This is a genomic window from Sporosarcina sp. SAFN-010, from assembly GCF_059415065.1.
Window position 1 is genome coordinate 127,707 of the sequence record NZ_JBPFDS010000004.1, and the last position, 18,821, is coordinate 146,527.

The following is an 18,821-nucleotide window of genomic DNA, read 5'->3' on the forward strand; positions in this document are numbered from 1 at the left end:
CCACCGATTTGTCCCTGCATACCATCGAATTGCCCTTGCATACCATCGAATTGTTCTTGCATACCACCGATTTGTCCCTGCATACCATCGAATTGCCCTTGCATACCACCGATTTGTCCCTGCATACCATCGAATTGCCCTTGCATACCATCAATTTGTCCTTGTATACCACCGATTTTTCCCTGTATACCATCAAACTGTTCATCAACTCGATCAAACCGTTTTTCCATATCAAGTTGACCCGTTTGTATATCTTTTAGTTCAGACAGTATTTGGTGCAACAATACCTCGCTCAATATTTCCACCTCCTTCATCGATAACAAAAGTATAGCATGTGATGAAGAAAAATTGGCTGGAAAAAGTAAGCTGAAATTGTTTGGACATTTTTCAGAGTGGTTATTTATTGACATGATATAATACAAGTGAGTGAAAAATTAGTTAATGAGAATAGAAAAAATAGGAGGAATTAGAATGGGATTTTTAGATTCATTTCTAGGTAATGCATCGACGGTAGAAACAGCGACGGTGGAAAAAGAGTTAGCACCTATTTTAGTTACAGATGAGACTGTGGAAGCAGCGTTCAAGTTATTTCGAGACATGATGGTATTTACGGAAAAGCGTTTGATTTTGGTTGATAAACAAGGGATGACTGGGAAGAAGACAGAGTATCATTCTATCCCTTATAAGAGTATATCTCATTTCAGTATTGAAACTGCCGGAACGTTTGATATGGATGCCGAACTGAAAATTTGGATATCGAGTGCGACAGAACCACTTGTAAACAAGCAATTCAAAAAGGATGCTAGCATCTATGATATTCAAAAAATATTAGCGGCTGTCTGTTTGTGAAGAGGAGAGTTAAGAAAATGGATTCTTGATGACTGTAGAACCAACAAGGGAAAAAATACGTCCGTAGTAATAAGATGGTGAATGTGGAGGTAACAAAGTGGATGAAGTTTTACTGTTACATGGATTCAATAAGACTGCGAAAGACATGGAGACGCTAGCTAATCATCTTGAAAAGTTAGGATTTCGTTGTCATTCTATCACCCTTCCGTTGACCCGCCGTGAGTTCGATTATTCGGTCCATTTTGTTTTGGATAGATTGAAGGATATTGAGGAGAATCATCCCGAAAGAATCCACCTTGTAGGTCATAGTACAGGTGGTTTGCTCATTCGTAAGGTGCTTACCCATTCTGACATTCCTGCTCGTATCGGTCGCTGTGTACAACTTGCAACACCAAACCAAGGCAGTCAACTTGCAGCACTTGCAGGGTCCTTAAAAGGATATAGCTCTTTGTTCCGTACTGTTAAATCCCTGCATGCAACCTATATTCAAAAGCTAAACATGACGAATGTCGCAGGGGTTGAAATTGGTGCAATTGCGGGTACAAACAGTAATTTATGGTTAGGACAACTAATCAAAGGACAAAATGACGGGCGCGTAGAAGTTTCCTCTGTGCATTATGCAGACCTGACAGACTTTACAACCCTTCCGTATGGACATAAAGATATTCATCATCAACGAGAAACAGCTGCGCTAACCGCACAATTTTTACAATCAGGTCACTTTTTAGCTGAACAAGAAGGGGATTTATGAGATGTGTAAGAAATCAAACGAATTCACAGTAATTGCAGAAACTAAGCGGATCTGTCTTGTAAATCTTGAGGAGTCCCACATAGAACCATTGAACCTGATTTGGGGTGATGAATCTGTCATGAAACTTTGCGGTGGCGCTTCAGATTTTTCGAAGTTCCACAAAACGATTCAAGCTTATAGCGAACAGCAATTGAATTATGGTTTGTCCGTCTATGGTGTGATGGATAAGAAAACGGGAGAGTTAGTAGGGACTGCTGGATTTAATTGGTACGGGGACCCTACGGAAACCGAGCTCATCTACCATTTCCGAAAGAAATCATGGGGACTTGGATTTGCATTTGAAGCTGCTTCCCTTTGCTTAGAAATCGCTAAAAACCATTCATCGCTTTTACGAATTTCCGCATCTGTTGATTCCCGAAACGCTGCATCTCTCCGTATTTTAGAGAAGCTTGGATTTAGGTTTAAAGCCATTCAATGGTTTGAGGATACACAGCAAGAAGAACCGACATTTGAATTGTTGATAAATGACATTAAATCAAAAGGAATGGAGGAGATGTAATGCGCCTTGTAAGACCGTCTCTTGAGTGGAAAGAGGAACACGAAGCATATATGAAGGAATGGGATGAGGAACGGATGACACCGAGTAGCTTTCATTTAAAAGAAGGCATCTCTTATGAAGACTATTTAAAAGAGTTAGAAAAGAGGGAAGCTGGTCATGATAAATGGCTGCCATGCACAAACTACTTTCTCGTAGACGATACAGATCGGGTTGTTGGGATGATTGATATCCGGCACGACTTAAACGAATATTTGCACCAAGTAGGCGGACACATCGGCTATGGCATTCATCCATCAGAGAGACGTAAAGGGTATGCAACCTGGATGCTTGCAGAAGCATTGAAACTAACGGATACGTTGGGGATAAATTCTGTGCTCATTACATGCAACGAAGAGAATATTGGATCTGCGAAAACGATTCAAAATAATGGCGGAGTAGAAGATGAAAGCTTTACCGAGGACGATGGTACCGTTGTAAGACGATTTTGGATTCATCGATAGACTATTTCAAAAACGCTTGTTTTTTACAGGAGGAATATTGAACATGTACGATCCGACGATATTTGATAACTTGAAAGTTGCTCTAGAAAATCAGCTATATGATTTGGACACTATAGAAGAACAAATCGAAATTAGAAATCGCCGGGATGTGATGGACTTTGCGGTGCTATCTCGCGAGTTTGCTTTACGGTTCGTCCTTCGCAACCATCCTGAAATTGAAGTGGAAGTCACGCTGCGTGCAAGTGTCCGTGATCTTGCCGGTGAAATCACGGAGGACCCTAATGCGAATCCAGCCTGTTCGTTGTCACTCTGTTTTCAAAAAAGTGTTGTCGATCCTGACGCTGAATGTGCTGGGATTGAACAAGTGATGGCATCGATTTGGGAACAGGATGTAGAACTCACGCAAACGATTCGTTACGTGTATGGTGAAGAAAATCCCAAGTTGATGAATTCCATTGAAGCTGCATTCAAACCACGGCTCACAGAGGACCACATGACTGAACTCTCGCTCTTTTTAGAGCATGTTTTGGATACGTTACATGTATTGAGCCGCATGCAGCACTGAGGAAGGAGAATGAAATGGAAGAAACTATTTTTATCGTAGAAGACGATGGAGCAATTTTTTCTTCATTGAGAGACCATTTGGAACAGTGGTCGTTTCGTGTAGTTGGACCAAAAAGTTTTCAAGACATCATGACTCCATTCACAAAAGTTAATCCGCAACTCGTCATTATGGACATTCAACTCCCCGCGTATGATGGCTTTCACTGGTGTCGGGAAATCAGAGCGGTGTCCAATGTACCCATCATCTTTCTTTCTTCGAGAGATCATCCGATGGACATAGTCATGGCGATGAATATGGGTGGAGATGATTACATACAAAAACCATTTCACATGGATGTACTACTTGCTAAGATTCAGGCGACGCTACGACGTGCCTACTCATATACAGAGACAGAAGAATCTAGTGATGAATTGAAATGGAATGGGACGACCATCGATTTAAAACGGTGTGTTATCCAAGGGAATGACCAGGAAATCGAGCTCACGAAAAATGAGTTTTTCATCCTTTCTATCCTGGTTGAGTCAAATGATGAAATTGTGTCACGGGATGATTTAATCAGAAAGTTATGGGATGATGAACGCTTTGTCAATGACAATACGTTGACTGTTAACGTGACACGTTTACGCCAAAAACTGAGCGATTTAGGTTTGGAAGAAGCAATTGTCACAAAAAAGGGAATGGGCTATATGGCGGTTACTCTACAGGGGAAATCCTGATGGTACGCTCATATATTGCTGATAAGAAAAGCTGGATTGCCCTATTTGTAGGATCGCTCCTATTAACGGATCTGTTGTTAGTTTTGGATAAAGGACTGTCTATCAGTAGTGTATCCATCGGGTATTTGAACCTATTGTTGCTCACAATCTTCATATTGTTTTTCATATGGCGGTATCGCAAGGAGACTGCCTACCTACGAAATCTAGACCGTCTCTTAGAAGAGTTGCCCGATGACTGGCAAGAAGGACTTCCTATTTCTGTTTTTCGTCAAGAGGCAATGATGTCCGAACTGCTTCAGAAAGTTGACGTTTCCTACCGTAAGCGGATGGCACGGATGCAGGAATTTGTGCATGCTGGGCAAAATGATACTGCAGCTTGGGTTCATGAGGTGAAAGCGCCACTTACTGCAATGAAGTTGATAATTGATGCAAATCGTCAACAGCCAGTGTTTCGGAAAATCGATGCAGAATGGTTGCGGATCCATTTACTTATTGATCAGCAATTGTATATTTCTCGACTTCCTTCATTAGAATCTGATTATGTTTTGGAAGAAACCGATGTTGTCAGATTGGCCGCTGAAGAAGTACGTCAACTGATGCCATGGTGTTTGGAAAAGAATATTGCTGTCGAAATCGAAGGAGTACAAGTGGAAGTTGTGACTGACCAAAAGTGGTGCCGTTTCATCCTCCGACAACTGTTGACGAATGCTGTGAAATACAGTCCGGTTGGCGGTACGGTGACCATTCAAGCGAAATTAGATGAAACAGGGTACGTTTCACTAACTGTAGCAGATGAAGGGCCAGGGATTCCGGCACACGAAATGCCACGCATATTCGATAGAGGATTCACAGGAAATGTAGGTCGAATCCAACACGGTGCGACGGGACTGGGTCTATATTTAGCCAAACAGACGGCTGAAAAAATAGGAGTGCGATTGCACGGACAATCAGATGGTTCATCTGGCACAAAGATGGTGATGACGTTCTCTACAGAAAATGACTTTGACGCAACACGTAAGTAGCGAGTTTATGATCACATTTAGAGTTTTATGATCATTTTCATTGGTTTATGATCACAAATCGAGTTTTATGATCACATTTCGGAATTTATGATCACTTTCATGGATTTATGATCAATTTATCGTTTTTATGATCACTTTCCATGATTTATGAGCACATCGCAAAGCGTTGAGTCGTCCGGAATTGTTTCTCACTATGAAGAATACTTTCACCTCCCGAATACTGGTAGTAAATGCTTTGCAAGACGAGGCACACAACCTGAGTCTTTGTTTTGATTGGTGAAGAGCACTTTTGGAGAGAGCAGGTTTGTTGCTTGCCTTTAGTCATGCCGGGAACAAGGATGACGCTGGTATTTTCAAAGGGAAATGATTTGGTTCAACCCGTAAGTGACAAAACTGTAAGGTTGCCCGCGCAGTTTGTCATCCAAATCGAACGACCCCACTGTATTTCTGCAGTAAAGTGAGTGTATAGAAATCAGGGAGGCGTTTTAAGTGTCACAACAAATAACTATGTTAGAAGCCACTTCACTTCGTAAGTCGTTCGGAAAACGTGGACAAATACAGCACGTATTAAAAGGAATCGACTTCCGGGTGATGGAAGGTGAATTCGTAGGAATCATGGGTCCTTCTGGTGCCGGAAAGACAACATTGCTCAATGTACTCGCGACGATTGACCGTACGACTGAAGGCTCGATTAAGATAAATGGAACAGATATTTCTTCGATGAACGACCGCAAACTATCGCAGTTCAGACGCGATCAACTTGGGTTCATCTTCCAGGATTATAATTTGCTCGATACATTGACAGTGAAAGAGAATATATTGCTGCCGATTTCAGTGGGAAACGTAAAACGTGTGGTGGCGGAAGATCGCTTCAAATCAATTGCACGTACTCTTGGGATTCCGGAGCTAGCAAATAAATACCCAGGTGAAATTTCAGGCGGCCAAAAGCAAAGGACTTCTGCTGCACGGGCTTTGATCAACGAACCTTCGATTGTGTTTGCGGACGAGCCAACAGGTGCGCTCGATTCGAAATCAGCGGCGTCCTTGCTCGGAACATTAGCGAAAGTCAACGACGAACGGGATGTTACGATCATGATGGTAACTCATGATCCAGTCGCTTCAAGTTACTGCAATCGCGTTGTATTCCTGAAAGACGGTACGATTTACTCCGAGCTTTATCGAGGGGATCAGACGAGGCAGCAGTTCTTTCAAGAAATCCTGAAAGTGCAAGGGATTCTTGGAGGTGACAGCGTTGACGCTCTTTGACCTCGTTGTCCGCAGTATGCGGAAAAACTTGAAACATTACTACTTATACTTTTTTGCATTGATTTTAAGTGTTGTGCTGTATTTTGTATTTGCTTCGCTGCAACATGACACAACTGTGATGGAGAGGACCGCTACTTCTTTTAATATGTCATTAGCTTTTAAAGCAGCGGGAATTTTATTGCTGTTCATCTCAGGTGTATTTGTACTCTATGCGAATTCAATCTTCTTGAAACGCAGAAGCCGGGAAGTAGGACTTTATCAGCTGATAGGCTTGTCAAAATTCACAGTGGCACGAATGCTTATTACGGAAAACTTTTTGCTTGGAACCGGAGCACTTGCGATTGGTATTGGAATAGGTTTACTCGTTTCTAGAGTATTTCTACTTCTATTGATGAAATTAGTAGGGATAGATGGAGTGTTGACGTTGTCGTTTTCTGTAGCAGCGATTCTGCAAACTGTCATCGTGTTTGTCGCGCTTTTAGCGCTAACCTCACTACAAATGGCGTTTGCAGTTAAACGCAGTACATTGCTGGAATTGTTCAAAGCAGACCAGTCCGGAGAACGCATCAAAAAGCCGAAAGTAATTACTTCTGCAGTACTTGGAATTTTGGGCATTCTCTTAATTGGATTCGGCTATTGGCTGTCAGGAAATATGCTCAATAATATGCTGTTTTACAATATGATTGCTGTATTAGTTTCAGTCATTCTTGGTACGTATTTACTGTTTCGAGTTACGATTGGATGGGTACTTTACCAAATTCGGGTGTCTAAAAATGGTCATCTGGGATTGTCGAATAGCTTGTCATTAGCACCATTGATGCATCGAATGAAGGCTAATGCGAATTCATTGACGATTATTACAGTGTTGTCTGCAATGACGTTGACAATGCTAGCTGCTGCGTATTCTGTTTACTACTCCACAGAAAAAGAATCACGCTTGCTGCAACCATTCGATTATATGATTCAGGACAATGAAGAAGCTATAAATCAGTTTACGACATCACTGGATGAAGCTGGAATTGGATACAAGGCTGCCTCGATCGAAGAACTTCAGTTGAAAGCGAATTTTGAAGAGGCACCAAATCCCTTGCTGATGGGGACGGGGGTAAATATTCGAGTTGTAAGTGAGGATCAATTAGGTAATGCAGGCCACCTGATAGATGTAAAAGATCGGAATTCAGGTGTGTTTCTTGAAAGCTCGCTTTACTGGATGCTAAAGTCTGTTGATGTACCATTTAAACTGATAATGGATCCCCGCGATTTAAATAAGACAATTCCTATAGAACGATTCGCAGAAGGAAATGCATTCAATAGTGTGGAATTTTTCTCCACACTTGTTGTGAAAGAAAAGCAATTCCAGTCAATGAAATCTGAATATCTAGCACACGAGGATAATGAGCTGCATCATTCAACAGCAATTAATTTGAAAGACGAAGTACAATTTGAGGAAGCGACGAGACTCTATGATGAAATCGATGCTCGCTGGAAGAAATGGGACTACTATACACAATACCAAAACGCACTGCAGTCTAGCGGTATGCTAATTTTCATTGCCGGATTCCTTGGTCTCGTGTTCCTCATCTCAACAGGAAGTATTCTCTACTTCAAGCAGATGACAGAAGCTGAACAAGAGAAAGCAAGTTACACAACGTTGCGCCAGTTAGGATTCAGTGTTCAAGAAATCATGAAAGGCGTTGTGAAAAAGCAACTATTCGTATTTGGACTGCCACTTGCGATAGGATTGCTGCACTCGATTTTTGCTTTGAAATCTGCTTCATTTATCTTTATGAGTGATGTTACGGTACCGACCGTAATTACAATGTCTGTCTATATAGGAATCTATTTAGTATTCGCATTCTTGACTGTCGGATATTATCGTAAAACGATTCAAGCTGCGTTATAATCAAGTTATCGAAACGTCCACTATTCAAAATGAGTAGTGGGCGTTTTTTTAGAAGGGGGGATTTACATATGAAGGGGTTGCTTCATCACATTGAATTTTATGTATCTGATTTGGAGAGTTCAGTAGAATTTTGGGGATGGCTGCTCGATGAGTTAGGATACAAGGTGTACCAAGACTGGCCAGAGGGGAAGAGTTGGAAACTAGGTGATACCTATCTAGTATTTGTTCAAACGGAAGAACGTTTTCTGGATGTTCCGTATCATCGATGTAGGACTGGCCTAAATCATCTAGCGTTCCATGCGGATTCCAGAGAGCACGTGGATTTAATCACAAGGCAACTGGAGGGTCGTAACGTGCGCATTCTTTACCCTGATACCCATCCATACGCAGGTGGTGAATCTCATTATGCTGTGTATTTCGAAGATCCAGATCGCATGAAGGTGGAAGTAGTCGCTCCAAACGAATGAGTTAGGAGGTAGTTTGATGCGCTATTTGTTCATGGTAAGCATAGCTGTTTTTCTGCTGTCCTCATGTGTGCCTGATGAAAAAGACGGGAATACCGACACTAGACTAGGAGGAGATTTAATGACAACTGAGCTATTGAAAGCTGCCGATCAACAAGATACAGAGAAAGTGAAGGAACTGATTAAACAAAACGTTGAGGTGAACACGCAAGACAGCGAGGGAAGAACAGCGCTTATGATTGCAATATACAACCATGATCCTTATACCGCGAAAGCCTTGATAGAAGCCGGAGCTGATATATCTATCCAAGACAACATGCAAAACAACTGTTTCCTCTATGCAGGGGCGGAAGGCTATCTAGATATATTAAGGCTAGCGATAGAAGCAGGAGCCGATACGACGATCACGAATCGTTATGGTGGGACTGCACTTATTCCAGCTTCTGAGCGTGGGCATGTCGAAGTCGTGGAAGAGTTGCTGAACAAAACGGACGTTGACGTGAACCATGTGAATAGACTCGGGTGGACCGCACTTATGGAAGCTGTGGTTTTGAGTGATGGTGGAGTTCAGCATCAGGAAATTATTAAGATCCTACTAAACCACGGAGCAGATCAGTCGATTACGGACAATGATGGCATAACTCCGTTGCAGCATGCGAAGGACAAAGGGTATTTAGAAATTGTGGATATTTTAGAAGCGGCTAAGTAAAAAGTTTGTAACCCCATTACTCCTAATGAGACTAGGAGTAATGGAGTTTTTAATGTGAATCATACAAAAGAGCCCTTGCATTGCGAACTATATTTGATTTTAGAAATAGAGGAGGATACAGTGGATCAGGAAATAATGAAAGGCAGCATAGATTTCCTCATTTTTCCTTGATCGCCCAGTGAGATATGTAAGGGTACGAAATGGTGAAAGTACTGAAAGAGCTCAGCGACGATACGTATGAGGGGATATTATATGCGGCGTTGAAGCGTCTTGAAAAAAGACATGGATTACTTCCTACTGGCAGCAGACGGAAAGCGGCCCCAGAAAATCTTATCATCTATCCTACACGATTTCTTTGTTACGTTTGACATCTAGGCTGTTAAAACTTATAGTGAATTTACATAATGATATATTCAACTTCCGCTAAGGGGAGTAGCTAATACAGTAAAAGTCGTCAATACAGGATTTAGATCCTCGGCTTTATTGGCAACAATCGTTGTTTGCGAGACCTTACCATTTATTTGGTGAGGTCTTTTGTTTTCTTTGAGACATTATGACCGAGAATTGGTTATAGTGTCTCTTTTTTATTTTATGAAAGTTATTGGAGGTTAACCTTTGAATAATTATCTAGAACTTGCAAATTCAGTTGTTTTTAATAAGAAGAATCACCTTGTTAGCTACGACAAATCTTTAAAACTTATCGGAACAGGGAGAAGTGCATGTGTTTTCAAAGTGAAGTCAGTAAATAAAGCAATTAAAGTGTTCTTTCCTGATTTTACGTACATTGCTAAAGAAGAAGCTGAAATTTATAAATCACTTCAAGATATTAGTTATTTTCCATTTATCTATGAAGCTGGAGTGAATTATATTGTCATGGATTACATCGATGGTTATACACTATTTGAATGTATGACACATGGGAGACTCATTACATCAGATCATATTAAAGAAATTGATTACGCATTATCATTGGCTTCAGATTTGGGGTTAAATCCTTCTGACATTCACTTGCGTAATATTTTCATCACATCTAATGATGAGATAAAGCTCATTGACGTTGCACGTTATAGACAATTGAAAGACTGCAGGCAATGGCGTAATCTTAAAAAAGCCCATCGTCAAGTTTACTCCAAACGTTACTTTTTGAAGAAAATCCCTTCTCCATTCTTGAATATCGTGGCTTATCTTTATAAAAAGGGTCTTATACCATACTACCGATTGTGAAGTGCTAATCGTCCACTCGCACCATTAAGATACATCCTTTTATTTCATACGATGAAATAAAGGGATGTATCTATAATTATCTGGTTGTCGATGACAAGTGTCTAACGACTCTAGTCCAGATTAAAAGTGCTCATTGAATATTCTTCAACTGCTAGAGATATTTCCATCATAAAAGTTAAAAAGCGCAACATGTGCAGAGAAAGGTAATGAACTTAAAGCGAAAAATCGTTCTGATCCATCTCTTTTTAATAGTAGAGTAACTATTTGTCACTAAGTGAATTTTTCAAGTACTTTTATATAACTCTATTTTAAACATCATTCCCCACTAAAAGAGGGCATTGTCACATGCCCAGCATAATGGTAATCTGAAACAAATGCTTTCATTGTATTGTGGGGTATCAATCTGTGGGACTCTATTTGAAAAAATTGCCGGTAGGCTTATCTATCTTCTCGCTTCTATTTATATATACCATCTATCTGTTCCACCTATTCAGCTCGGGAGATGCCCATATGAGCTTTTTGCTGATCGGGGTTTTAATAAGTTCAGCACTTCTACTTAGCTCAACGAATTTAAAGAATTGGATGAGCAGACGTCGTGCAGTGATGAATACTTTGCTCATTGTGAATGGTTTCTTAGTAGGTTATGGAACGATTCTCGCAAAGTATTTAGAACGCCCGTTTTCAACAAGTCTCTCAATCATCGGTTATCTGTTGGTAGTGTGTGTAATCATTTGCATTTATCGAACGAGTCTTCATGATGAACTGGCAACAAACGCGAAGGTATTACATGCTATCAACATCACAATCGGCATCGCGTTAACAGCTGGTACGTTGTATTTTACATACATATTCTTTTTATTCAGTGAAGATGGAAACGGTGAGATCTGGAAGTTATTTGTTCCACTTATATTGTATGGAATCGCTTATGTAATTCAAATGAAGGCATTAGGAGCACAGCGTAAGAGTATTGTGTATACAGTTGCTATCATACAAATCCTTATGCCAATTGTGCTTCTTCTATTACGGATGGTAGTACCAGGGGAGGGAGGGTTTTGAGAAAAACTATTCTGTTCGCTAGCATAATTATACTAGTGACAGGAATTTGCTTGTTGCTCGGGTTCACCTATAGCATTCCAGACGAGGAAAAACAACAAGGACTGACGGGGCAATTTGATGTTTCCGCACAAGGGGATATTGCATATGTAACATACGAAAGAGGAAAGCCCACGCTATACGTGAAATCTGATCAGTTGAGACAAGTCGTTCAACTTCCTCCTGATCAGTCGATTTTAGACCTTGCAATGATGCCAGACGGAAAAACAGTGCTCTATGTAAATTCGGACAAAGAGTTGGATGAGCATAGTAAAAGTGTCATACACCAAGTTAATATTGAATCGGGGAAAGATGAAGTCCTTTTCACAAACGATGCCATAGTTATGGAGCTAGTGATCGACCCGAAGGATGAAAATCGAGTATTTTACGTGCAAGCAGCCCAATTCTCCAACTATTCACCGGTCGCGAGCTTGTATCCACATGACTTCGACGTGCACAGTGTTCAGTTGAAAACGGGGGAGCATCAGCAACATACGGAGTTAAACAAATACAGTATGGCCTCTCTTCAAGTTTCCAGCGAAGAGGATTCCATCTATATACAAATGGATGACGATGCGGATGTGGAAACAGCTGAAGACACCTTTGAAACGAAAGGTCGTGTTTTTAAAATTCCATTATCCAACCCTGACCACAAAATGGTGATTAGTATTCCAGAAGATACTCAGGATCTCTATGATTTCGTGCTCATTCCTGACCGTTCCGAACTTGTTTATCAAGCGGTAGCTGGGACGAATTCGGAGGGGATTTTTGAATATGAGTTGTTCACGTATAATTGGGATACGCAAAGCATTTCACAACTCACGCACTTACATGAGTATGCTGAGTACCCCATCTATGGAGCTGACGGAAAAGTGTATTTTATGGTCGATCAAGACTTTGGGGGAAGTCGTCCAAACAATTCGTTGTATAGGATGAATCCAGATGGAAGCGGTGTGGAAGAAGTATCGCTTGAGGAATAAAATTGGTTTGTAATTGAAAGACATGAAAAAGCAGATGCCCACGTTTAGTTGTGGGCATCTGCTTTTTGTATAATTTAATTACTTTGTACTCTCCCCATATACTCACCGGTTTCAGGGTTATAAAAGATTTCAGCTTGCTTGCCGTCGATCAAGCCTTCCACAGAGATGAAAATATTTTCAGCATCCCTTAATAGACGGAAATGAAAACCGTTGGAAAACGAATCACTCTTGGGGCCAGATTTTAGATTGAACTCTTTGATTGCTGATTTCACGATCAAGCTACTGTCGATTTTAATTGAAGATGGTTTGATTGTCTTTTCATAGGAAACATCTCCAACCCTATAGTTTATTAACTTCCCCTTTTCAATAGCGAAAACAAGACTTTTATTGCTATCCGTAAGCGAGATATAACCTTGCCAATTCCCGCGCTTGCCATCCCTTCCACTAACTTCACCATCATTTACGCTATTCATAAAGACGAGTTCAGGATTCGAATCGAATTCCTTGGCCTTTTTCATACCGATGAAATAAGCATCCAGCAAGGTGATTTCCGTCTTTTCGACAATGGTAGGAAAGCATATTTCAAGCAAGGACTTGTTCGGAGCTAGTTTTTTATAACCGATTATTCCTATAACGACCAGTATAAGGACGAAGATAAGTTTCCGTTTCAAAAGTGGTTCCTCGCTCTCTAAAGGTGATCAAAGACAATGAAGCTTTAGAGATCATATGCGGGACTGTTCTGAAATAGTGTTTTTATAACTGTACAGGGAGCCCTATTTTTAAGTGGAGACCGTCTTCAGATCTTCTTCAGATTTCACGCCAGTCACTTGGCGGATTACAGAAGCCCGTAAAAGAATGAACACAGTCAAGATTTGCAGTATGCTCGAAGTGATTAAAATCCAAGGCGCTGGCAAGAAATCATACAAAAATCCGAAGAGGACCATTCCGAGCGGCATGAGCGCCATCGCCATCGTTTCCAATATGGAGAACACCCGGCCTTTGTAATCGTCGTCGATCATTTTCATCATGAACACTTGGATAGGGGTGTTAATAAGCGGTCCCAAGGCTCCGCTTAGGAAAGAAATCGTTAAGTAAAAAGCAAATACGCCGGCGTATGGAAGGAAAAACAACAGCGGTACTGAGACTAGCCCCATCGCAAGACCCATTGCTGCGATTCCCCATTTAGATACTAGTAGTGGTGAAGCAAACGGTTTTCGTGTTGCTAAGAAGATGGACATAAGAAGGGTGCCAACCGCCATTCCCCCTTCAATCAGTCCGAAATGAGAAGGGAGTATCTTCAGTTTTTCAATAAGGATGAACGAATAGCCGACCGTGACTGCTCCAAACAGAAAGTTGACAATCAGCGCGACCCAAATCACAGACATTAGCAATGGCTGCAGTCGGGCATACGCAAAACCCGCTTTCATACTGTCTAGCATTTTTTCTTTAACGGCCCCTTCTTCCTTCACTTTACGCTTTGCAAACAGGCTGAAATTCATCGTCGACTCTAGCAAAACTGCAAGAATCGATGCACTCGCATAGAGAATAAGAAACACAGGCATGGGAACAGCACCATAGATCATTCCGCCAACTGCCGGACTGCTGATTGCTGCTAAGGAGACAGACATCTGGTTCAGGGACATCGCTTTTTGGACCCGATTTTCATCTACCAAACCTGTGATGGAAGACGTAAAGGCGATGCTCGAAAATGTTGACGCTAACGATAGAACAACGGTTGTTGTGTATATGGCAGCTAACGACAACCCATAAGTCAAGCTAACAGTTAGCAGACCAAGGATCGCTAGGGAAGAAGCGATTTGTGCCGTGATGACAATTTTTTTGCGAGAATACGTATCTGCAACGTATCCGGCAAATGGCGCCATAAGAGTACGCGGTAGGATGCTGCAAATGAGGTTCGCCGCAAAACTAGTGGCAGAACCGGTTATCTGCAAAATGTAAAAGCTAATGGCAAATGCATAAATCTGCGCACCGAATGCACTGATCATCTTACTCGCAGCAAAAGTCCACAAGTGATAGGTGGCACGCTTCAACTTTTTGACGCTTTCATCCAAAATAGTCACTCCATTCAGAAAGTTTAATAGGATTAAACAAAGAATAGCACGATAGCTCTTTCATTTCAAGAGAAAGTTTAATATAATTAAACTTAATAACAAAAGCAGGAGTGATTAGCTATGGGAACATTAGGAGAGCGGATCCGAACGCTTAGGAAACAGCGGAAATTGACATTAGAAGCCTGTGCAGGTGAGCAGATGACTAAAGGTATGCTCAGTCTGATTGAAAATAATAAAGCGAATCCCTCGATGGAGAATCTCAATTATTTAGCGAAGCGTCTCGAGGTAGAAGTATCTGAACTGATGGAGGAAGTGAGTGGCAGCGAGCTCCAAGCGCTACTGGACAAAGCCGAACAAGTTGTTAAATCTGAAGAGAAAAAAAACTACGAGAAAACTTTGGAAATGATAGAGCCGTTACTACCAAAGCTTTTGTCTGGTTACACCGCTGGCCGTTTATTAGAAATCTACAGTAAATTCTCTTATCTAATAGGCCGTTCAAATTGGCAACCAATAGCGGAAAGAGCATCAGCTATTTACGAAGAGCTCAATATTGTACCAAGGCGGGCATCAGTGGGAATCTTCTGGGCCATGGTGTTGTTCACTGAGCATCGGTATGAAGAAGCACTCACTCGGCTGTTAGAGGAGAAAGTAAAAGTGGAAAGCCGGAGTGGCTATATCGATTCTCTGACACGTCTAGATTTATACACATATGAGGTGATATTCCGTTTTGCGGTCAATGATACGGTTGAAGCGACCCGGCTGATGAATGAAGCAATTAGCTATTCGAAAGACAAAAAACTTTTTTACCAGGTCGAGCAGCTTTACCGACTGGCGGCTTATCGAGCGATAATAGATGAAGACGATGAAAAACTCGATTACTACGAGCGGAAGTTACTCCAATACGGGGAATTTGCAGAAGATGATCATGCGTTCTGGTTCACGAAACTGGTCCGGATCCATCAGTTGAATTCGTTCCACCATGACCATGAAACGGCACTCAAGAAGCTTTCGGAACTGACGGGTCCTATGCCTGAGCATGAATTCTTCACGAATTTCTTTGTTCTGGAACGCGGAAAGGCACTCTACGGGGCAGGCAAGTTCCAGGAAGCGCTTCACATGCTGCAACAAGTAGTCATCAGTGAGCAAGTGCATCATCCTTACGACCTGTCCATGTATTATGAGAAGGATGCTTATGCTGCATTGTGTGCTGAGCAACTTGGGGAGTTGGCTTACGCTCGCGAGCTCGCAGAAACAGCGGAATCTAATATGGCTCAGATGCCGGATACGCCTTACACACAGTTTGTCAGGGAGACTGCTAAACGCTTAGCGTCACAATAAATAGCACGAAAAAACAGAGAAGGCATCGTATCGATGCGTTCTCTGTTTTTTGAGGATGGACTTATTTGAAAACATGCAAACGTTCTTCGATAGGGAGGAATTCCTTTTCTCCTGCAGGCGCCACTACTTTACCAAAAGGCATTTGCGACATGAGTTTCCAAGTAGAAGGAAGGTTCCATTCTGCTTTTACTGCGTCATCGATCAATGGATTGTAGTGCTGAAGACTCGCACCATAACCTTCATCAGAAAGAGCTGTCCAGATAACAAATTGAACCATTCCAGAAGATTGTTGAGACCATGTCGGGAAATTATCCTTATATTCCTCAAATTGCTCTTGTAACGACTCGACGACTTGCATATCTTCAAAGAAGAGAATTGTTCCGTATCCACTGCCGAACATCGTCATACGTTGTGCAGTCGATTCGAAATTCTCTTCAGGTACGATTTTCTTCAGGGTATCACTTGTGATTTCCCATAGTCGTTTGCTTTGTTCACCTAACAGGACAACGACACGTGCCGTTTGTGAATTGAATGCAGAAGGCGTATGTTTCACTGCATGCTGGATGAGTTCCTCCAGTTTTTCATCGGAAAGGATCGGTTCATTATTAATGACATAAATAGAACGCCGGTTTTCAACGGACTTCAAAAATGTTTGTGACAAGATGAATTCCTCCTTAGTTTTGCGTAAAGGGCTCATATAAGAGCTGCTTCACTTCTCTTCCAGTATAGTCAACCAACTTCTTATGTGGAAGTACGCACTTTAAAGTGGTATAGTATCCAAAAAGATACCGTTAGGGGGAGTATGTGTGGAAGGTGAAGTGTCTCAATGTCGAGTAGAAGAAGCGCTCGGAATTGTTGTGGGGAAATGGAAACCTGTCATCATTTTGTATTTGTTACATGAAGGGACAAAACGATTCAGTGAATTGAAACGTAGCATGCCAGGAATTACGCAAAAGATGCTGACGAAACAGCTGAGAGAGTTAGAAGAGGAAGATATCATCCAACGCGTGGTGTACCCCCAAGTTCCTCCTAAAGTGGAATATTCGATGACGGATTATGGAAGAACTCTGAGCCCGATTTTAGAAGCGATGCATGAGTGGGGGACCCATCATGTTGTCCACAAACAGCATATGGGGATTGTTGAGAAACAAGCAAAATAGGAATAGATGTAAAAGAAGCCGCTCAGACTATTCTGAACGGTTTTTGTGATTTCAGTTTTGAAGATTCAAGCAAAGTAATTTACTTCACGAAAAATCGTGCTATGCTAGTAAACATTAAATGGAAGTGACTTACTAAAATCAAAAAGTTGTACAAGGGAAAGAAAGTTAGGAGGTTACTAATGGGCGATAAAAAAGATGGATGGCTTCGAGAAAGTACAGGCGTTAGTCTGGAAGAGGTCAATAGTACGATTAATGTACGAAACAAAAAAGGATTTTGGCGTAAACTTTTTGCATTCGCTGGCCCCGGCTCACTCGTAGCAGTAGGATACGTGGATCCGGGTAATTGGGCGACTTCGATTGCTGGCGGTTCACGTTTCGGATATCTATTACTTAGTGTAATTCTAATTTCAAACTTAATAGCCGTACTTCTTCAGTCTTTGTCTGCAAAACTTGGAATTGTAACGGGAAAAGATTTGGCACAAGCTACAAGTGCTTCCGTTGGCAAAAAGATGTCTATATTTTTATGGATTATTACAGAGTTAGCCATTATTGCGACAGATCTGGCGGAAGTGATTGGATCGGCGATTGCACTGAATCTGCTATTTGGGATTCCGTTATTAGTCGGTATTGCCATTACGACATTGGATGTTTTGCTCCTTCTCTATTTACAGAAGAAAGGTTTCCGTATTATTGAATCGATTGTCATTGTGCTAATGGCCACTATTTTTATAGTATTTGTGTTCGAAGTGATTTCCTCTAAACCGGAATTATCTTCATTGTTTGCTGGATTTATCCCGCAGACAGAGATTGTAACGAATCCGAGTATGTTGTTCATAGCCCTCGGAATTTTGGGTGCCACTGTCATGCCGCACAATTTGTATTTGCACTCTTCTATTGTACAAACACGAAATTATGAACGTACTCAAGAAGGGAAAAAAGAAGCGATTAAGTTCTCACTGATCGATTCGGGGTTCTCGTTGACGGTTGCGTTCCTCATAAACTCAGCGATCCTTATTTTAGGAGCTGCTGCGTTTTACGGAACGGAACTGGATGTCTCTGAAATTGAAGCTGCTTATAATTTGTTGAGTCCAACTCTTGGAGTGGGGATTGCCAGTACGTTATTTGCAGTGGCATTACTTGCATCGGGTCAAAATTCTACGATTACAGGAACGATTAGCGGTCAAATTGTTATGGAGGGGTTCATTAATTTACGGATTACTCCTTGGTTGAGAAGACTGATTACTCGCCTACTCGCCGTTATTCCTGCTTTTATCGTCACATGGATTGCGGGTTCAAAAGGTACAGGGGAATTGTTGTTGTGGAGTCAAGTAATCTTAAGTTTGGCACTTCCTTTTGCGGTAGTTCCGCTTGTTAGGTTTACAAGTGATAAGAAGAAAATGGGCGAGTTTGTGAATTCGTTGCCTATCAAGATTTTGGCATGGACGAGTACAGTCGTCATCATTATCTTGAACGTGTTCCTTATTGGATATGTTGTTGTGACGGGGCATGACCTCGGTTAAATGGAAAACGTCTCTTTTATAGAGGCGTTTTTTGATGGAGAAGGTGGCGGTCACCCTCTGTTTTTAGTATGATAGCGAATAGATGTGAATTGGTTATACTTCCACTTCACTTGAATCTGGGAAGAAAGAAT

21 protein-coding genes and 1 pseudogene are annotated in these 18,821 nt (G+C 41.5%); 18 read left to right on the plus strand and 4 right to left on the minus strand.

From position 1 onward, the window contains the following. Positions 1 to 296: pseudogene (locus ACR65F_RS07005) on the minus strand (hypothetical protein); the annotation flags it as partial. 175 nt (positions 297 to 471) lie between these two features. On the opposite strand from ACR65F_RS07005, the gene ACR65F_RS07010 reads away from it, so the two are divergent. The 15 genes from ACR65F_RS07010 (at position 472) to ACR65F_RS07080 (ending at position 12,600) form a co-directional block, all read left to right on the plus strand. Then, positions 472 to 849, plus strand: coding sequence for a PH domain-containing protein (locus ACR65F_RS07010; protein ID WP_440503800.1), 378 nt, complete (start codon positions 472 to 474; stop codon positions 847 to 849). A 97-nt stretch (positions 850 to 946) separates the two neighbouring features. Beyond that, complete coding sequence (locus ACR65F_RS07015; RefSeq protein ID WP_440503801.1) at positions 947 to 1,600, plus strand: alpha/beta fold hydrolase; 654 nt, start codon at positions 947 to 949, stop codon at positions 1,598 to 1,600. Between the two features lies 1 nt (position 1,601). Next, positions 1,602 to 2,159: a GNAT family N-acetyltransferase gene (locus ACR65F_RS07020; protein WP_440503802.1), complete on the plus strand. Its 558-nt coding sequence runs from the start codon at positions 1,602 to 1,604 to the stop codon at positions 2,157 to 2,159. Beyond that, positions 2,159 to 2,659 (plus strand): GNAT family N-acetyltransferase, encoded by a 501-nt coding sequence (locus ACR65F_RS07025; RefSeq protein ID WP_440503803.1) that lies wholly within the window; start codon positions 2,159 to 2,161, stop codon positions 2,657 to 2,659. The genes ACR65F_RS07020 and ACR65F_RS07025 overlap by 1 nt, the downstream gene beginning before the upstream one ends. A gap of 43 nt (positions 2,660 to 2,702) precedes the next feature. After that, positions 2,703 to 3,224, plus strand: a complete 522-nt coding sequence (locus ACR65F_RS07030; protein WP_440503804.1) for a hypothetical protein — start codon at positions 2,703 to 2,705, stop codon at positions 3,222 to 3,224. Between the two features lie 14 nt (positions 3,225 to 3,238). Further along, positions 3,239 to 3,940, plus strand: coding sequence for a response regulator transcription factor (locus ACR65F_RS07035; RefSeq protein ID WP_039042767.1), 702 nt, complete (start codon positions 3,239 to 3,241; stop codon positions 3,938 to 3,940). Continuing rightward, positions 3,940 to 4,962 carry a sensor histidine kinase gene (locus ACR65F_RS07040; protein WP_440503806.1) on the plus strand — a complete coding sequence of 341 codons (1,023 nt, stop codon included), beginning with the start codon at positions 3,940 to 3,942 and terminating at the stop codon, positions 4,960 to 4,962. The genes ACR65F_RS07035 and ACR65F_RS07040 overlap by 1 nt, the downstream gene beginning before the upstream one ends. Positions 4,963 to 5,463: 501 nt before the next feature. After that, a complete protein-coding gene (locus ACR65F_RS07045) occupies positions 5,464 to 6,228 on the plus strand; it encodes an ABC transporter ATP-binding protein (RefSeq protein ID WP_440503870.1) in 765 nt (254 codons plus the stop codon). Then, positions 6,215 to 8,131: an FtsX-like permease family protein gene (locus ACR65F_RS07050; RefSeq protein ID WP_440503807.1), complete on the plus strand. Its 1,917-nt coding sequence runs from the start codon at positions 6,215 to 6,217 to the stop codon at positions 8,129 to 8,131. The genes ACR65F_RS07045 and ACR65F_RS07050 overlap by 14 nt, the downstream gene beginning before the upstream one ends. A gap of 68 nt (positions 8,132 to 8,199) precedes the next feature. Then, positions 8,200 to 8,598 carry a VOC family protein gene (locus ACR65F_RS07055; protein WP_440503809.1) on the plus strand — a complete coding sequence of 133 codons (399 nt, stop codon included), beginning with the start codon at positions 8,200 to 8,202 and terminating at the stop codon, positions 8,596 to 8,598. A gap of 16 nt (positions 8,599 to 8,614) precedes the next feature. After that, a complete protein-coding gene (locus tag ACR65F_RS07060) occupies positions 8,615 to 9,304 on the plus strand; it encodes an ankyrin repeat domain-containing protein (protein ID WP_440503810.1) in 690 nt (229 codons plus the stop codon). 200 nt (positions 9,305 to 9,504) lie between these two features. Continuing rightward, positions 9,505 to 9,672 (plus strand): hypothetical protein, encoded by a 168-nt coding sequence (locus ACR65F_RS07065; protein ID WP_231567248.1) that lies wholly within the window; start codon positions 9,505 to 9,507, stop codon positions 9,670 to 9,672. 247 nt (positions 9,673 to 9,919) lie between these two features. Continuing rightward, complete coding sequence (locus ACR65F_RS07070) at positions 9,920 to 10,528, plus strand: protein kinase family protein (protein WP_440503811.1); 609 nt, start codon at positions 9,920 to 9,922, stop codon at positions 10,526 to 10,528. Between the two features lie 510 nt (positions 10,529 to 11,038). Then, entirely contained in the window at positions 11,039 to 11,584 is a 546-nt protein-coding gene (locus ACR65F_RS07075; protein ID WP_440503812.1) for a hypothetical protein, read from the plus strand. Further along, on the plus strand, positions 11,581 to 12,600 hold the full coding sequence (locus ACR65F_RS07080; RefSeq protein ID WP_440503813.1) for a TolB-like translocation protein: 1,020 nt from the start codon (positions 11,581 to 11,583) through the stop codon (positions 12,598 to 12,600). Before ACR65F_RS07075 ends, ACR65F_RS07080 begins: the two co-directional genes overlap by 4 nt. 74 nt (positions 12,601 to 12,674) lie before the next feature. On the opposite strand, the gene ACR65F_RS07085 is transcribed toward ACR65F_RS07080, so the two are convergent. Together ACR65F_RS07085 and ACR65F_RS07090 are read right to left on the minus strand one after the other, a co-directional pair. Further along, positions 12,675 to 13,271 carry a hypothetical protein gene (locus ACR65F_RS07085; protein ID WP_440503814.1) on the minus strand — a complete coding sequence of 199 codons (597 nt, stop codon included), beginning with the start codon at positions 13,269 to 13,271 and terminating at the stop codon, positions 12,675 to 12,677. A 108-nt stretch (positions 13,272 to 13,379) separates the two neighbouring features. Further along, entirely contained in the window at positions 13,380 to 14,681 is a 1,302-nt protein-coding gene (locus tag ACR65F_RS07090; RefSeq protein ID WP_369795209.1) for an MFS transporter, read from the minus strand. A gap of 111 nt (positions 14,682 to 14,792) precedes the next feature. On the opposite strand from ACR65F_RS07090, the gene ACR65F_RS07095 reads away from it, so the two are divergent. Further along, positions 14,793 to 16,010, plus strand: a complete 1,218-nt coding sequence (locus ACR65F_RS07095) for a helix-turn-helix domain-containing protein (protein ID WP_440503815.1) — start codon at positions 14,793 to 14,795, stop codon at positions 16,008 to 16,010. 61 nt (positions 16,011 to 16,071) lie between these two features. On the opposite strand, the gene ACR65F_RS07100 is transcribed toward ACR65F_RS07095, so the two are convergent. Beyond that, entirely contained in the window at positions 16,072 to 16,671 is a 600-nt protein-coding gene (locus ACR65F_RS07100; RefSeq protein ID WP_440503816.1) for a nitroreductase family protein, read from the minus strand. Between the two features lie 145 nt (positions 16,672 to 16,816). Between ACR65F_RS07100 and ACR65F_RS07105 the strand changes: the two genes are divergently transcribed. Together ACR65F_RS07105 and ACR65F_RS07110 are read left to right on the plus strand one after the other, a co-directional pair. After that, complete coding sequence (locus ACR65F_RS07105; protein WP_440503818.1) at positions 16,817 to 17,170, plus strand: winged helix-turn-helix transcriptional regulator; 354 nt, start codon at positions 16,817 to 16,819, stop codon at positions 17,168 to 17,170. Between the two features lie 179 nt (positions 17,171 to 17,349). Beyond that, complete coding sequence (locus ACR65F_RS07110; protein ID WP_440503820.1) at positions 17,350 to 18,690, plus strand: Nramp family divalent metal transporter; 1,341 nt, start codon at positions 17,350 to 17,352, stop codon at positions 18,688 to 18,690. Positions 18,691 to 18,821 lie beyond the last annotated feature (131 nt).